The sequence below is a fragment of the Methylobacterium phyllostachyos genome (assembly GCF_900103445.1).
In the GTDB taxonomy this organism is placed as follows: Bacteria; Pseudomonadota; Alphaproteobacteria; order Rhizobiales; family Beijerinckiaceae; genus Methylobacterium; species Methylobacterium phyllostachyos.
This window is the reverse complement of the sequence record NZ_FNHS01000013.1, coordinates 1-14,637: the sequence shown is the minus strand read 5'-3', so window position 1 is coordinate 14,637 and position 14,637 is coordinate 1. Positions and strand designations below refer to the sequence as shown.

The 14,637-nt window shown below is 71.7% G+C and carries 11 protein-coding genes; 6 read left to right on the top strand and 5 right to left on the bottom strand.

The window, feature by feature from the left end:
• Nucleotides 1–7 precede the first annotated feature (7 nt).
• On the bottom strand, nucleotides 8–1,873 hold the full coding sequence (locus BLQ49_RS20125; protein WP_244507695.1) for a DEAD/DEAH box helicase: 1,866 nt from the start codon (nucleotides 1,871–1,873) through the stop codon (nucleotides 8–10).
• Between the two features lie 191 nt (nucleotides 1,874–2,064).
• On the opposite strand from BLQ49_RS20125, the gene BLQ49_RS20120 reads away from it, so the two are divergent.
• The 3 genes from BLQ49_RS20120 to BLQ49_RS20110 all read left to right on the top strand — a co-directional run bounded on the left by BLQ49_RS20120 (nucleotide 2,065) and on the right by BLQ49_RS20110 (nucleotide 6,232).
• Nucleotides 2,065–4,065 (top strand): hypothetical protein, encoded by a 2,001-nt coding sequence (locus tag BLQ49_RS20120; RefSeq protein ID WP_091718949.1) that lies wholly within the window; start codon nucleotides 2,065–2,067, stop codon nucleotides 4,063–4,065.
• Nucleotides 4,058–4,705: a hypothetical protein gene (locus BLQ49_RS20115; RefSeq protein WP_091718947.1), complete on the top strand. Its 648-nt coding sequence runs from the start codon at nucleotides 4,058–4,060 to the stop codon at nucleotides 4,703–4,705. Before BLQ49_RS20120 ends, BLQ49_RS20115 begins: the two co-directional genes overlap by 8 nt.
• A gap of 132 nt (nucleotides 4,706–4,837) precedes the next feature.
• The gene (locus tag BLQ49_RS20110) at nucleotides 4,838–6,232 is read left to right on the top strand and encodes an amino acid permease (RefSeq protein ID WP_091719286.1); all 1,395 of its coding nucleotides are present in this window, start codon (nucleotides 4,838–4,840) and stop codon (nucleotides 6,230–6,232) included.
• Nucleotides 6,233–6,241: 9 nt separating this feature from the next.
• Here the strand turns inward: BLQ49_RS20110 and BLQ49_RS20105 are convergent, their stop codons facing one another.
• The 4 genes from BLQ49_RS20105 to BLQ49_RS20090 form a co-directional block, all read right to left on the bottom strand.
• Nucleotides 6,242–6,652: a flagellar basal body rod protein FlgC gene (locus BLQ49_RS20105; protein ID WP_091718945.1), complete on the bottom strand. Its 411-nt coding sequence runs from the start codon at nucleotides 6,650–6,652 to the stop codon at nucleotides 6,242–6,244.
• Between the two features lie 393 nt (nucleotides 6,653–7,045).
• On the bottom strand, nucleotides 7,046–7,924 hold the full coding sequence (locus BLQ49_RS20100; RefSeq protein WP_091718942.1) for a formyltransferase family protein: 879 nt from the start codon (nucleotides 7,922–7,924) through the stop codon (nucleotides 7,046–7,048).
• Nucleotides 7,924–8,691 carry an SDR family NAD(P)-dependent oxidoreductase gene (locus BLQ49_RS20095; RefSeq protein ID WP_091718941.1) on the bottom strand — a complete coding sequence of 256 codons (768 nt, stop codon included), beginning with the start codon at nucleotides 8,689–8,691 and terminating at the stop codon, nucleotides 7,924–7,926. Before BLQ49_RS20095 ends, BLQ49_RS20100 begins: the two co-directional genes overlap by 1 nt.
• 106 nt (nucleotides 8,692–8,797) lie before the next feature.
• Nucleotides 8,798–10,105, bottom strand: a complete 1,308-nt coding sequence (locus BLQ49_RS20090) for a capsule biosynthesis protein (protein WP_091718939.1) — start codon at nucleotides 10,103–10,105, stop codon at nucleotides 8,798–8,800.
• A 333-nt stretch (nucleotides 10,106–10,438) separates the two neighbouring features.
• Here BLQ49_RS20090 and BLQ49_RS20085 point away from each other — a divergent pair, with 333 nt between their 5' ends.
• The 3 genes from BLQ49_RS20085 to BLQ49_RS20075 form a co-directional block, all read left to right on the top strand.
• Nucleotides 10,439–11,935 (top strand): capsular polysaccharide export protein, LipB/KpsS family, encoded by a 1,497-nt coding sequence (locus BLQ49_RS20085; RefSeq protein ID WP_091718937.1) that lies wholly within the window; start codon nucleotides 10,439–10,441, stop codon nucleotides 11,933–11,935.
• Between the two features lie 295 nt (nucleotides 11,936–12,230).
• Nucleotides 12,231–13,721: an LTA synthase family protein gene (locus BLQ49_RS20080; RefSeq protein ID WP_091718935.1), complete on the top strand. Its 1,491-nt coding sequence runs from the start codon at nucleotides 12,231–12,233 to the stop codon at nucleotides 13,719–13,721.
• Between the two features lie 194 nt (nucleotides 13,722–13,915).
• On the top strand, nucleotides 13,916–14,637 hold a 722-nt coding region (locus BLQ49_RS20075), incomplete at its 3' end, for a polysaccharide biosynthesis/export family protein (protein ID WP_143012289.1).

The following is a 14,637-nucleotide window of genomic DNA, read 5'->3' as shown; positions in this document are numbered from 1 at the left end:
CGACAGCTCAGCGGCCGGCGGCGCGCTCCGTCGGCCAACGGCCCCGACGCTGGCGGGCGGACCACGCGTAGCGGGCATCGCCGTCGAGGCAGTCGAGATGGTCCGACAGGCGGTTGCGTTCAAGCCAGCCGAGCGCCGCCTCCAGCTCGGGCAGGGTCATGGTCGCGCGGCCCTTGCCGAGCACGCGCTTCAGCACGGCGTTGTAGCGATGCGCGAGGTTGCCGCCCCGGGGCACCCGGAGGGACGCCTCGTCCTCCACGGCCTGGGCCGCCACCCCGGCGGCAAGCCTCTGTCTCAGGGTCCGCTCGGTGACGGATGGCGGCTCAGGCGGCGGCGCCACGGGAGACGGCTCGGCGAGGCGCGGGCGCAGCAGGGCGTAACGGAGCCCGATCGCATTGCTCTCCAGGGGCGTGATCCCGGCGGGCTCGTCGTCCCGCCACCGGGTCCGCTCGGGCACGACGGCGCTCGCCGGCCGCTCCCGCCGCGGCCGCACGCTGCTGCCCTGCTCGGTCTCGAGTTCCTGGCGGAATCGGGCGAAGAGCGGGTCGTCGGGGTGGAAGACCAGCGCCTGCTGTCCGTCATAGGGCCCCGCATGCGGATCGACCCGGGTGGCCCGGGCGAGCATCTGCTCCAGCCAGGGCCGCGAGCGGATATGGGTGAGCGCCGCCACCACCGCGACCTCGGGGGCGTCGAGCCCCTCGTAGGCCATCGCCACCGTCACGAGCACCGCCGGCTCCGGGGTCAGGCGGAACGCGGCGAGCGCCGCATGGGCATCCCCCTGGCCGGAGGTGGCAAGGCGGACGTCGCGCGCGCCCTGATCCGCGGGCATCCAGCTCCGTAGGGTTTCGAGATAGGCGCGCGCGCTCGACTGATCCGGCGCCACCACGAGGAGCTTGCCGAGCCCGCGCGCGGTCTCGCCGGGGGGAAGGCAACGCTCGGCGCGGCGCCGGGCGCGCAGGCGTTTCGTGGCGAAAAACGCCTCGCTCAGGAGATCGCGGGCGAAGCCGGTGCGCAGGGCCGTGAACAGAGCCGGGCGGGTGGTGACCCGCACCGATCCGGCCCCCAGCCGGTGCGGCCCGACCCGGGGGCTGTCCCCCGCGATCCGGCCGCCCTCCAGCCAGCTCGCCTCGCCGTCGATGGCCCCGAAGGTGACCGGCAGCACCGCCCGCTCGGCGAGCGCCTGTGCCCGGGAATAGCCGATCACCGCAAGCCCCGGGGCGTCGAGATCGAGTTCGGGCCCGCGCCCCGGTGCGGCCGGGCGGTAGGGCAGCCCGAGGATGCGCCGCCCGTCGGCCCGTTCCAGCGTCCCGGATAGATAGAGGCGGAACGTGGACGCCTCCATCACGGGCAGCATCGCCCGAGACCACGCCCCGGCCTCCGCATCCTCGGTGGAGGCCTCGTCCGCTCCCGGCCGTGCGGGAGCCGGGAGGTGATGAACCTCGTCGATCACCAGGAGGGTGCGGTGCGCCCGTGCCTCGGCCAGATGGAGGGCAGGGGCGGCGGCGATGGCCTGATAGGTGGTGATGTAGCCGGACAATCCCCGGGCGGGATCGCGCTCGTTGTCGGCCGCACGCACGCTGAGCGTATGCCCGAAGGCCGCCCGCCAGAGCGGATCGGCAAAGGCCTCCTCGGCCTGGAGGCGCAGCGAATCCCGGGGCACCACCCAGACCACGCGCTCGACCAGACCTGCGGCAATCAGCCGGTGCGCGGCGATCACCGGCAGCAGCGACTTGCCGCCGCCCGGCGTCACCGCCGCCAGGATGTCCTGGATATGCGCCGCCTCCCCGGCCGCAACGGCCGCGACCAGGGCCATCAGCGTGCGCTGGTGCGACCGCAGGGACGGGGCGGGACGGGTCAATGGCCGGCGACGCAAGGTGACATCCGCGCAAAGTGGCCGATCCGGATTCCTTTGGGAATCCCTCGGGTCGCGGAACGTTCGCGTTTTCTTCCGGGGCACGGCAGCGGTCCTTGGTCCGGGATCCTGCATGGAAGCGGCATGCCCCGACCAGGGAACGGTTAACCCTCCCGTGATAGCCGGTACCGCGCACGAAACGCGGCCCGGCGATGAACGGCACCCTCTCGGATGCGTGCGGTGTCCTGATCGCGACGCTGCTCGCCGTTCCCCTCGTCCTCCTGCCGGGCTACGCGCTGGGCGCGATCACCGGCGTGCTCGGCTTCCGCGCACTGCCGGCCGGACGCCGCGCCCTGGGCGCGGCGCTCCTCGGGATCGCGCTCCTGCCCGCCCTCGACGCCCTTCTGATCCAGGCGGCCGGCCTTCCGGCCGCGGCCCTGGCGAACGTTGTGCTCGGGCTGGCCGCCCTCCGCCCGACGATCCGCGACCTGCCCCGCCCGGTCGACTGGCCAGCCGTGGCGCTGGCGGCGCTCTGGCTCGCGATCGTGACCTACGCGCTGATCGATATCGACACCGGCGCAGCCCTTCATCAGCCGCTCACAGTCATCGATCTCGTCAAGCACGGGGCTCTGACCCGCGCGATCGTTGCGCACGGCCTGCCGCCCGTGGACCCGTTTTTCGCCCGGCCGGAGCGGGCCGGATACTATTATTACTTCTATACGCTCACCGCCCTCGTGGACTGGACCGGGGGCCGGCTCGTCGACGGGCGGACCGCCTTCGCGGGCCTCGCCTTCTGGACCGGGATCGCGCTCCTCGGCCTGCTGGACCGGCTGCTGGCGGCCACCGGCCTCGTGCGGGAGGTCCCGACCCGTCTGCTCCGCCGCACGGTGCTCGTGCTCCTGCCAGCCGGCGGGTTGGATATCCTGCTGGTCCTCTTGTACCGGGCCACGTCGGGATTCTGGCTTCCCATCCCGGAGTGGCTGAACGAGCAGCACATCAACTGGGCGGCCTCCCTGGTCTGGGTGCCCCATCACGTCGCCGCCGCGCTGGCGGGCTGGCTCGGCCTGCTGGTGCTCGCCGAGCTTGCCGACCGGAACCGGCCGGGCCGGCGTGCGGAGGCGGCCGGCATCCTCACGGCGGGGACGGCCTTCGCGGCCTGCGCCGGGCTCTCGGTCTGGGTCTGCCTGGGCACGGCCGCGGGGGCCGGCCTCTGGCTCGCCCTTCTCGGGTTCGAGCGACGCTGGCGCGCCGCGGCCCGGCTCGGCGCGGCCGGGATCGTCAGCCTCGTCCTAGCCGCGCCCTACCTGCTCAGCGTCGTGGCGAACCGGTCCGACACCGGCAGCTCGATCCGGTTCGCGATTCGGCGCTTCGGCCCCCTGGAACGGCTCTTCGACGAGCCGACGCTCGGCCTGCTCGAGTTCGTGCTGCTGCCGGTGAACTACTACGTCTCGCTCGGCGTCTTCGCGGGTGGCGCACTCCTGTTCTGGCGGATCGTCCCGCGCCGGGAGGCCCATGCCCGGGAGGCCGGGCGGCTGCTGACGATCTGCGCGGCGGTCAGCCTGTTGCTCGGCGGGTTCGTGAGCTCGGCGATCCTCAACAACGATCTCGGCAGCCGCGTGGTCCTGCTCGCGCAGATCGCGACATTCGTCTGGACCGCCGTGGCCCTGACCCGGACGGCCGCCGGGACACGGCTCAGGTTCGCGGGATCGCTGGGGGTGCTGCTGATCCTGGGCTACGCGACGACGCTCTACGGCTTCGCCGGGCTGCGTGCCTATCCCGCCAGCCACCATCCGAAATTCGCCTTCTTCAACGGCCGCCCGGAGATCGACCGCGCGCTGCGGGCAGCCTATGGCTGGGCCGGCACGAACCTGCCCCGGGATCTCGTCCTGCAAGGCGCGCCGAGCGCGCCGCGGGTGTTCGATTTCGGCCTCTATGGAGAGCAGCCGGTGGCCGTGGCCGACCACGAGGCCCGCCTGTTCGGTGCGCCGCCGGAGGCGGTGGCGGCGCGACTCGCCGCGGTCGCGCCGATCTTCGACGCGAACCTGACCGGCGCGGAGGTCCACCGCCGGGCTGCCGAGGCCGGGATTGGCGCCCTGGTGGTCACCGCGGCGGACGCTCCCTGGGGCGAACCCGGGTCCTGGGTCTGGCGCACGCGGCCGGCCTATGCGGATACGCTCGTCCGGATCCTGCGCGTCGAGGACCTCGATGAGTGATGTTCACCGCCGCGCCGGGCAAGCCCTGCGCTGGATCGGCGCCCAGGCGCTGCTGCATGCGGGGGCCCTCGCCCTCGGCTTCGGCGCCTTCGTGCTGCTGTTCCAGACGAATCTCTGGTCGGGCGTGGCGATCCTGTTCTACCGCGGACTGCTCCTGCTGGTCGTGGCCTTCCTGTTCACGCTGGCGGCGACGGCGGCTCTGGCCGGCCTCGGCCGCCCCTGGGGCCTGCGCCGCCGCGACGCCCTCGGCGCCTGCGTGCTGTCGCTGTCCCTGAACCTGAGCGGCTTCGTGATCCTGCCCGTCACGGTCGACCGCTCGGTCAGCGTGTTCCTGCTCGGGCAGATGGCGGCGCATCCCGAGGAGCCCTATACCGCCGAGCGGGCTCGGACGGTGTTCGAGACGGTCTATCTCGGCGCGTTTCACCAGATGGAGCGCCGCTTGGCCGAGCAGACTGTCTCGGGCAACGTGACCCCCACCGCGGATGGCTACGTCATCACCCCGCAGGGCCGCGCCTTCATCCGCTTCGCCGGCGGGGTCGCCCGGATCTTCCGGACCGATACACGGCTGATCGAGGCCGCGCCGCCGATCGCGGCGAATACCGCTCGGGGCTTGAGCCTGCGGCGGGAGCCATCCGAATAGCGAAGTCGGCCGACCGCGGGCAATCCATCCGCCATTCGAGGCGCCAGCGCCCGGGCCGGACTCGCGGCGCGCGTCTTGCCCTGCCATGACAGCCGGGACGATCACCCGGGACGACCAGCCGGGAGGGGCATGATGGCGGAACCGGCAGTGACCACGGGTGCCGGCACGGCGTCCGGGCCGGACCGCGCGCTGGCGCGGAGCCTGACCGCGCCGGGCCTCATCGCCATCGGGCTCGGCGCCACGATCGGCGCGGGCATCTTCGTGCTCACCGGGACGGTGGCGGCGCAGTATGCCGGGCCCGCGCTCAGCCTGTCCTTCGTGATCGGCGGGATCGCCTGCGGCCTCGTCGGCCTGTGCTACGCCGAGCTGGCGGCCATGATCCCGGAGGCGGGCTCCACCTACACCTACACCCGCGAGAGCCTCGGCCGGTTTCCCGCCTGGATCATCGGCTGGGATCTCGTACTGGAATTCGCCGTCGCGGCCGCCACGGTGGCGGTGGGATGGTCGGGCTACGCGCAGTCGCTCGCGGCGGATTACGGTCTGCGGCTCCCGGCGGCCCTGGCGGGGGCGCCGGGCGATGGCGGTCTCGTCAACCTGCCGGCCGTCGGCATCGTCCTGCTGCTGACCGCGCTGCTGACGCGCGCGACCCGGGAGGCCTCCCTGGTGAACGGGCTGCTGGTCGCCTGCAAGATCGCGATCATCCTGGCCTTCCTGGGCGTCGGCGCCGCGTACCTTCGGCCGGAGCTCTGGCATCCCTTCGTGCCGGACAATGCCGGCGCCTTCGGCGCCTTCGGCTGGAGCGGCGTGTTCCGCGGCGCCGCGGTGGTGTTCTTCGCCTTCGTGGGATTCGAGACGGTGGCCACCGCCGCGGGCGAGTGCCGGGCCCCCCAGCGCGACGCACCGGTAGGACTGATAGGCTCGCTCCTCATCACCACGGTGCTGTACGTGGCCATGGCGGCCGTGCTCACCGGCCTTGTGCCTTATCGCGACCTCGACGTCGCCGACCCGGTGGCCAAGGCGGTCGACACGATCGGGCTCTCGGCCTTCGCCACAGTGATCAAGATCGGCGCCCTGATCGGTTTGACCACATCGGCGCTCACCGCCCTCTACGGGCAGGGCCGGATCTTCTTCGCCATGGCCCGGGACAGGCTTCTCCCGGAAGTCTTCTGCCGGGTCCATCCGGTGACGCGGGCGCCCGCGGCCAGCCAGACGGTGATCGGCCTGTTCACCGCCGCGGTGGCGGGGCTCGTGCCGATCGACATCCTGGGTGAGATCGTCAGCATCGGCACCCTCCTGGCGTTCAGCCTCGTCTGCGCCACGGTACTGATCCTGCGCCGGACCGAGCCGCATCGGCCGCGCCCCTTCCGGGTCCCGGCGGCGCCGCTCACGGCCGGTCTCGGCATCCTGTCCTGCCTGGTGCTGATGGCCTCGCTGCCGGCCGAGACCTGGATCCGCCTGGCGGTCTGGCTCGCGATCGGGCTCGCCGTCTACGCCGGCTATGGAAGGCGCCAGACCGCCGTCCTCTGACGGCCCGGATCAACTGAGGAGGTCGAGCGTCGCCCGGCTGAGCCTGTCGAGGATGCCGGAGGCGCTAAGATTGGCCTCGTAGTTCCGGACGACGGTCTGCAGGTCGGCCGTCTCGGTCGCGGCCTTGACGTTCGGCAGCTGGACGTAGCCCCGGTTATCGGCGGCGGCATTCGAAGGGTCGTATCGGCTGCGGAACGCGCCGGTATCGCGCACGACGCGCCCCACAGGATCGCGCGGGCTGTCGGCGACGACGGGGGCGAACACCGCGATCTTGCGCGTGTAGGGCGCTCCGCCGGGCGTGCTCGCGGCCGAGTCGGCGTTGGCGAGATTTTCCGAGATGGTTCGGATCCGGCCGCTCTGGACCTGCCGCCCCGCGGCCAGGACGTCGGACGCCGCGTGGAGGGCGCTGGTATCCGGCATGGGCTGGGCCTCGTCGGCGGGGAGGGGGCGATCCTCCCCGCGGCAGGCTTAACGGGCGGTTAAAGGCGCGTCCGAGGCACGCTCGGCCCCCGTTCACATCGGCGCCTCGATCACCGGGTCGATCGGCCTGACGAAGATACGGAAACCCATCGGGCAGTCTTCGAACGCAACCTTGGCCCGGAACCTGACTGCGACATCGTGCAGCGCATGCACGGGGATCGCATGCACACCAAGATGCCAAACGCGGCACACGATACCGAAACAAGAGACGGTACGATTGGCACGTCCTACAGATATAAGACGATCGAACCCCGTGCGCGACAGCATCCCTGAACTAAAAAATGGCGAATATACTATTGGTGTCTTGAAATTACGCCTCGCCGTCAGGCACCATCAAGTCCGAAGCGGCGCGTCCCGCACCCGCCCGGAGAGGCTCAGCGCCTCCCGGAGATCCCGCCCGTCGGTGAGCCGCAGGCCGCGGTGGCGCAGGGCGGCCAGCATCGCCCGATTCGGGAAAGGACAATACGGGAGAACCTCGACGGTCCGACCCTCCGGCAGGGCGCCGGTGCGGGCGATCTCGTCGATCAGCCGGTCGAGCATCCCGCGCCCCTGGGCGTGCAGCGCCACGGCGGCCCGGGTGGCGGTCGTGTCAGGGGGCAGCGGCACCGTCTCCTGGGCGAGGATCGCCCCGGCATCGATCGCGGCGGCGAGCCGGTGCAGGGTCATGCCGAAGCTGCCCGGCCCCTCGGCCAGGGCATGGATCGTGGGCACCGGGCCGCGATGGCGCGGCAGGAGGCCGGGATGGCCGTTGATGCCGCCGAGCCGCGCCAGCGCGATCGTATCCGGCTTCAGGATCTGATCGAAATGGTAGGTGAGGATCAGGTCGGGTGCTGCCTCCCGCAGCGTCCGTGCGACCTCGGGGCCGTTGACGTCGTCAACCGTCAGGGCCGGGATACCGAGGCGGCGGCACAGGGTCTTGAGCGGCGTGGCCTCCGGCGCGTCGCTGCTGCCGGCCGCCGCCTGCGTGAGCGGCGCCAGCGGGCGCAGCAGGTCCGGCAGCCCGAAATTGACCGCCAGATACGGCAGGATGCCCGGGCCCGAACGCACGAGGTGGCGCCGGATCTGCCCGGTCAGGCCTCCGCTCGACGGGCGCTCGGCGTTGGACAGGCCGACAAAGGCGATGTCGGCCCGGTAATCGGAGACGAGCCGACGCACCACTCGGGCGTTCGGCAGGGCCTCCAAGACGAACAGCGCGATCCGGGGCCTTGCCATCAGCGCCGCTTCCGCCTCTGGAACCGGAAGGCGTAGAGGCCGGCCTTGCGGACGCTCTCGGGCAGGAGCAGCACCGTGCGGGCCAGCACCGTGAGGATCCACGGGAAGGCGATCACGTCACGGTTGGCCGCGATACCCTTGGCGATGCGCACGGCGGCTTCCTCGGCGCTGATCTCCAGGGGCCGCCAGCCCTTCAGCTCGCCGCCCATCGGGGTCTTCACGTAGCCGGGCGTGACCACGTTGACCTTCACGCCCCTTGGCCCGACCTTCTGGCGCAGGGCGAGGCCGTGGGCGACGAGCGCGGCCTTCGCGCCGCTGTAGGCGGGCGCATCCTGCAGGGGTGCGTAGGCCGCCAGGGACGACAGCAGGACGATCTGGCCGTGTCCCCGCTGCAGCATCAGCGTCAGAGTGGGCAGCACGACGTTGAGCGAGCCGGTGTAGTTGATGTCCGCCGTCTCGAAGGCCACGTCCTCGGCCTCGACCTGTCCCTCTTGGTTACCGCCGTTCACCGCCGCGTTGGCGATGACGAGGTCGAGGGGCGCCTCGGCGTCCGACCGGTGCACCAGCGCCATCGTGGCGGCCCGGTCGCGGGTGTCGAGCCGCGCGACCGTGACGGCGGCGCCTTTGGCCCGGCAATCATGGGCCACCCTCTCGAGGCGCTCGGCGTTGCGGCCGACGAGGATGAGGCTCACGCCGGTCTGCGCGTAGTGGCGCGCCAGTGCAGCGCCGATGCCGCTCGACGCGCCGGTGATCAGAATGCGAGGCATGGGGCGGGTTACGCCGCCGGGCGTGGAAAGATCAAGGGCCGGCGGGACTCACCCTCCCGGAAAGCCGTGACAGGAGCCACCTAGCCTTGCCGGCCCGGACGCGCCCTCAGTAGACCGGCGCCAACTCGCCGTTCCGCTCGGCCGCCTCGCGGATCGCCCGCGCCGCCGCCAACATCGAATCGGGAAGCGCGGACTCCATGCGCGGCACGGAGCCGGCCACGGCCCGGTCGATCGCCTCCTTGGAGAAGAAGCCGCCATTGACCTGGGTCCGGTGAAGCACGACCCGGCGGAAATCGGCCATCAGGCCCATATCGGGCGGCGTCGGGTTCTTCCAGAAGCCGTCGAGGTCGCCCTGATGGGTCAGACCGGCCATGTTGTAGATCGCGGTGCCGACCGCATGGGTGGGGCAACCCATTTCCAGCGACAGCATCCCCACCGTCGAATTCACGATCACCACGCCACGGGCGCCCTTGATCAGGGCCGGAAGATCGCCGCCATCGATGAAGTCGAGCCGGTCGCTGACGCCGTGGCGCCGGGCCGAGGCGCGAGCGAACTTGCGCCAGTTGATCAGGCCGCTGTCCAGCGGGTGCAGCTTCACGAGCAGCCGGGTCGGCGCCGCGGACGCATCCGCGAAGGATTTGATCACCCGGTCCATGAAGCCTTCGACGCCGAGGAACGGCGAGTGGACCCGGATCTGGTAGTCGCTGTCGAGTTGGAGCGGCAGCAGGAAGTAGTCGCAGCCGACCGCGCGGTAGATCTCGTCGCAGCGCGCCGCCTCCCGACGGGTATGGGCACGCCGGGTGAATTTCTTGATCCAGCCCGCATACTCGGCCGCGATATGCGTCGGCCGATGGCTGCGGAAATGCGGATAGAGGTAGGGGAACAGCACGTTGGCGAGATTGTAGCCGACGTCCCAGACGCTCCGGCGAGCCATATCACCCGTGGAGGGCATCGCCCGGCCGGGCTGCGGCAGGCGGCGCGCCAGGGCCCGGACCTCATCGGCCGTGCGGGGCAGGGACGAGAAGCCGTTCACGCCGCCGAGCTCGCAGGTGATCCAGTTGGGGCGGATATAGCCCTCCTCGAACACGTGGACCCGAAGGCCGCGGGACTCCGCGATCATCCGCGCCGCCTTATGGAACGGCCGGCAATCGCCGAACAGCACGATGTCGGTCACCGCCTCGCGGTCGAGATAGGCCTCGAGGTAGACGCCCCAGGCCTCGCGCCGGCCGCGGTAATTGTCTGCGGCACCGTTCCAGAACAGCCAGTCGCCGGGGCAAAGATTGATGCGCCGGACGTTGTGGCCCCGGGCGCGCAACGCCTTGCCGAGATCCGAGAAGAACGGCGTCGCGATTCCCTGCAGGAACAGGAAGGTCGCAGGGCGGTCGCGGAGGGCGTCGAGGGCGGTCTGTTGCATTCCGCGGCGCTTCTATCCTTGACCCTGTGGCCGGCCGAACGGGACCGGCAAGAGACCTTGAGGTGGCACGACGCCTGGCGGCCCCGCAATCCGACGCCATGAATGGCGCGGCTTTTCCGCGCCCGCGTGGCCCGTCTGCAACGGTCGCGCTTCTGCGGCTCCGACTCGGATTGAGCGGGCAATCACGGCGACGGTATGTCCAAATCCCTGCACGCGTGTGGCGCTCGCGCAGAACCGTTGAGGTTGTCCCCGACATCCCACATGTCCCAACCCCGGGAAAATGCGCTACAGGCAGGCATAGCCCTTCGATCGCCGGAGTTGGACGTCCAGCCCATGCCCGTTGAACCGCCCCCGTCGCTCTACGCGACCGGTCGGACGATCCACCGCCTCCAGGCGGAGATCGAGGCCGCGACGGGCCTCGTTTTCGCCGGGTTCAGTCCCAGCGCGGCCGGTGCAGTCTGGGGGGCGGGGAGCCCGGCCGGCCGGGTGCTGGCGCTTGCCGGCCGCCGCCGCCTCGTGATCGCGCCCGGCCCGCTCCTGAGTCCCTACGATGATCCCCGGCGCGGATTCGCATCCCTTCGCATCAGCCTGGACGACGCGCCGCTCGGCGGGGAGGGCGGCATCCACTACCTCGACCCCTGGACCCGGGCACCGATCGACCGCGCGGCCTGCGCCGAGCGGGTGGCGTGGCTCGCGGCACGCTTCGCCGAGAACGACCGGCGCGTGGTCTATGTCGGGATGTCCCGCTGGAAGCGCCCCGCCCTCGACGTGCTTGGGGCGGGACCCGCCGGCCGGCCGATCCACACCATGACCACCGAGGCCGCGGTCGCCGCCGGGCGGCGCCACGGCGGCCGCCTGCTGGCCTGGGCGACCCGGGCACCGGGCCAGCTCGAAGCGGCCTGCGCGGAGGCGGGCCTGCCGCTCGCCCGGGTGGAAGACGGCTTCCTGCGCTCGGTCGGCCTCGGCGCGAGCCTCCAGCCCGGCGCCTCGATCGTGGTGGACGATCTCGGCATCTACTACGACCCACGCCGGGAGAGCCGCCTGCAGCGCCTGCTGGCGGAATCGGACTTCACTCCGGACCTCCTTGCCCGGGCGAAGCGCCTGCGGCAGGACGTCGTGGCGCGCCGGCTCAGCAAGTATAATGTCGGGCTCGACGCGGCCGCCCTCGACTGGCCCGCGGGCCGGAAGGTCGTGCTGGTGCCCGGCCAGGTGGAGGACGACGCCTCGGTGCGGCACGGCTCTCCGCTGGTCCGCTCGAACCGGGCGCTGCTGGAGGCGGCGCGGCGGCGCAACCCGGACGCGTTCCTGCTCTACAAGCCGCATCCCGACGTGGAGGCGGGCTTCCGTCCCGGCATCATCCCGGAGGCGGAGGCGCTGACGCTCGCCGACCGGATCGTCGCCGGCATCAGCATCGTCGACCTCCTCGACCGGGTGCATCACGTCGAGACCATGACGTCGCTCGCCGGGTTCGAGGCGCTGATCCGCGGCCTCACCGTGGCGACCCATGGCCGGCCGTTCTACGCGGGCTGGGGCCTGTCGGAGGATCTGGCGCCCGGGGCCGACCGTGGGCGCAGGCTCACCCTCGACGAGTTGGTGGCCGGCGCGATGATCCTCTATCCGCGCTATCTCGACCCCGTGGCGATGAAGCCGTGCAGCCCGGAGCAACTCCTCGACCGCCTGAGCGCGGCCCGGGAAGCGGCGCCGCGTAGCGCGCTCTCCATCGGCAAGGCCGCGCACCTGATGATGCGGGCCCGCTACGGGCTCCTCAACCCGATTGTTCGGGCCCTGCGCAGCCGGCGGGGCGTCGGCCGGGAGGCCGGGCCGCGCTGAGCGAATCCGCAAAAGGGGCTGCCGGTTCTGCGCCAAAAACCGGCGCGCCACTTGAGACTCTCAGCGGAGGAAGCGCTGGCATGCCGCCGCGAGTCTGCTTAGGACGTGACATGCCTGCGACATCAAAGCGATAGCACGGGCTGCTAATCCCTTCGGTCAGCAGCCCGTCCCGGGCCATCCCCGATCCCACGGGATTAGGTACGGCCCGCAACACCTTGATCCCGCGTGCTTTCTCCCGCCGGACACGACTGCGTCTCGGCCGTGAGGAGTCCGCCCCACGTCGAGTGCCCGAGTCTTGACGACGTTCCTCATCGCCACCGGCCTCGCGCTCGCGCTCTGCCTCGCCCTGGAGGTGTTCGCCGGCGATTCGATCGGACCGGCGAGCCTCGCCCCGCGTGATCTCGCCCTGCGGCTCCTGGGCTACCTGCTGATCCTGCTGTTCTGGTTCGCGTTCTCCTGGCGCCCGTGGCTCGCCGGGCTGACCTGCCTGATCTCGGTCGCAGCCCTCATCTTCGTCAGCCGGGCCAAGCGCTCGGTGATCGGCGAGCCGCTCCTGTTCAGCGATTTTGCCCTGCTGCCGCAGGTGCCGCGCCACCCGCAGCTCTACTACATCCCGCCCCTGTGGGATCCGCGGATCAGCGTCCCCGTCCTCGCCACTCTCGCCGCGACCGTGCTCTGGTACCGGACCGAGCCGAGCGTGCTGCCGGCCGCGACCCTGCCTTGGATCCTGGCGCTCGTCGGCCTGCCGCTGCTGCTCGGCCTCTTGGCCTGGGCCGCACCGCGTCCGCCGCTGGGCCGGCTGATCGCCCGCTGGTTCCCGCGCCCCGATCTCGAAGCCGACGTGGCCCGGGTCGGCCTGCCGGCAAGCCTCCTGGGCTACACCGCCCGGGCCTTCGCGGGGAGCGAGCCCATGCCCGCGCCGCCCGCTCTGCCCGCCGGTCAGGGGGACGACGTGGTGGTGGTGATCCAGCTCGAATCGTTCATCGATCCCGAGCGCCTCGGTGGACCGTCCCTGCCGGCGATGGAACTGTTTCGCAGGCAGGCCGTCCAGTACGGGCGCCTCCAGGTCCCGGCGCACGGCGCCTACACGATGCGCAGCGAGCACGCCGTGCTGACCGGCCAGCCCTCCGAAGCCCTCGGCTTCGGCCGGTACGATCCCTACACCGCCCGCGGCGGCGATGAGCCCACTAGCCTCGCCCGGCTGGCCCGGAGCCGCGGCTACGACACCCTGTTCCTGCACCCGTTCCATCGGGATTTCTTCCGCCGCGCCCAGGTCATGGAGGCGTTCGGCTTCACCGACCTCGTGATGGGGGAGGCTTTCGCAGACGCCGAGCGGGTTGGCCCCTATGTCGGGGACGTGGCGCTCGGCGAGCGCCTCCTCGCGGAGGTCCGCAACCGGCGCACGCCGCTGTTCCTGTTCTGCGTCACCATGGAGAACCATGGTCCGTGGAAGCCCGGCCGGCTTCCCGGCCTCGACGATCCGCAGGCGCAGTACATGCACCACGTGGCCCATACCGGGCAGATGGTCGAGGCGGTCGTGGCCGGGCTAGACCGGATGGCCAGGGAGCGGGGCCAGACCATGACGCTCTGCGTGTTCGGAGACCACGCCCCCTCGCTACCCGCCTGCACGCCAGGCTTCGGCGGCCGCACGACCGAGTATGCCCTGTTCCGCTTCGGCGGCCCGGCCGCGGCCCCGCGCCGGCGCGACATCCCGGCCCACGCTCTGGGGCGGGACCTGCGCGGTACCATCGCCGGCCGACCTGCGGACATCCCCGCCGGGCCATGATAAGGCCAAGCTTGTCGAGGAGTCGCGCGGCGGCGCCACGCTGGCGTCTTATTACCGACGCATAAAAACAGCCGCCCGCGACGCGGCTGCCAGCCCCAGACGGCTGTTAAAGCGATCGCAGCGTTTGGCGGTCTAATTGGATGTCCCGGTCCGGGCCAGCGATGGCGCGGAGCCGGCTGGAGAACTCTCTAGTGATGCTGCGTAAGACGGCGCGCACCGCCCTAATGGCCGCCCTGGCGGCCGGGTCTGTCGGCGGCTGCACGTACCTGCCTGCGGCGGGGCCGACGGCGAGCGCGATCCAGGCGGGCTCGGAGGTGGCCACCGCGGATGGCGGCCTGCTGGCGCGCTACGAGATCATCGACGTCACCCCCGCGGTCATCGAGGCCCTGCGCGGCCGCCCGCTCGACAGCCTGCTCGCCTCCTTCGGCGATCACCGCCCCTCGGCCGAGCCGGTCATCGGCATCGGCGACATGGTCTCGGTCTCGATCTGGGAAGCCGGGTCCGGCGGCCTGTTCTCCGGGCCGCTCGTCGCCGACCGCTTCTCGGCCGGATCCAAGTCCGCCCTCATCCCCGAGCAGCCGGTCGGGCGCGACGGCGCCATCTCGGTGCCCTATGCCGGCCGCATCAAGGTCGCCGGACGCCGGCCCCAGGACGTCCAGGCGCTGATCGAGAACGAACTCGCCGGCAAAGCCATCCAGCCGCAGGTGCTGGTCTCGGTCACCCGCCCGATCAGCCAGGCGGTGACCGTCACCGGCGAGGGTGCGGCCGGCGCCCGGCTGCCGCTCTCGGGCCACGGCGACCGCATCCTCGACGTCATCGCGGCCGCCGGCGGCAACCGCTCGCCGGTCTCGGAGACCTTCGTGCGGCTCTCGCGCGGGCCGGTGACCGCCACCGTGCCGCTGACCACGGTGGTGTC

What these genes read in the sequence shown, in the direction of transcription:
- BLQ49_RS20095 (WP_091718941.1), bottom strand. Translation starts at nt 8,691, where the DNA reads ATGCCTCGCATTCTGATCACCGGCGCGTCGAGCGGCATCGGCGCTGCA.
- BLQ49_RS20085 (WP_091718937.1), top strand. Translation starts at nt 10,439, where the DNA reads ATGCCCGTTGAACCGCCCCCGTCGCTCTACGCGACCGGTCGGACGATC.
- BLQ49_RS20115 (WP_091718947.1), top strand. Translation starts at nt 4,058, where the DNA reads ATGAGTGATGTTCACCGCCGCGCCGGGCAAGCCCTGCGCTGGATCGGC.
- BLQ49_RS20110 (WP_091719286.1), top strand. Translation starts at nt 4,838, where the DNA reads ATGGCGGAACCGGCAGTGACCACGGGTGCCGGCACGGCGTCCGGGCCG.
- BLQ49_RS20105 (WP_091718945.1), bottom strand. Translation starts at nt 6,652, where the DNA reads ATGCCGGATACCAGCGCCCTCCACGCGGCGTCCGACGTCCTGGCCGCG.
- BLQ49_RS20120 (WP_091718949.1), top strand. Translation starts at nt 2,065, where the DNA reads ATGAACGGCACCCTCTCGGATGCGTGCGGTGTCCTGATCGCGACGCTG.
- BLQ49_RS20100 (WP_091718942.1), bottom strand. Translation starts at nt 7,924, where the DNA reads ATGGCAAGGCCCCGGATCGCGCTGTTCGTCTTGGAGGCCCTGCCGAAC.
- BLQ49_RS20090 (WP_091718939.1), bottom strand. Translation starts at nt 10,105, where the DNA reads ATGCAACAGACCGCCCTCGACGCCCTCCGCGACCGCCCTGCGACCTTC.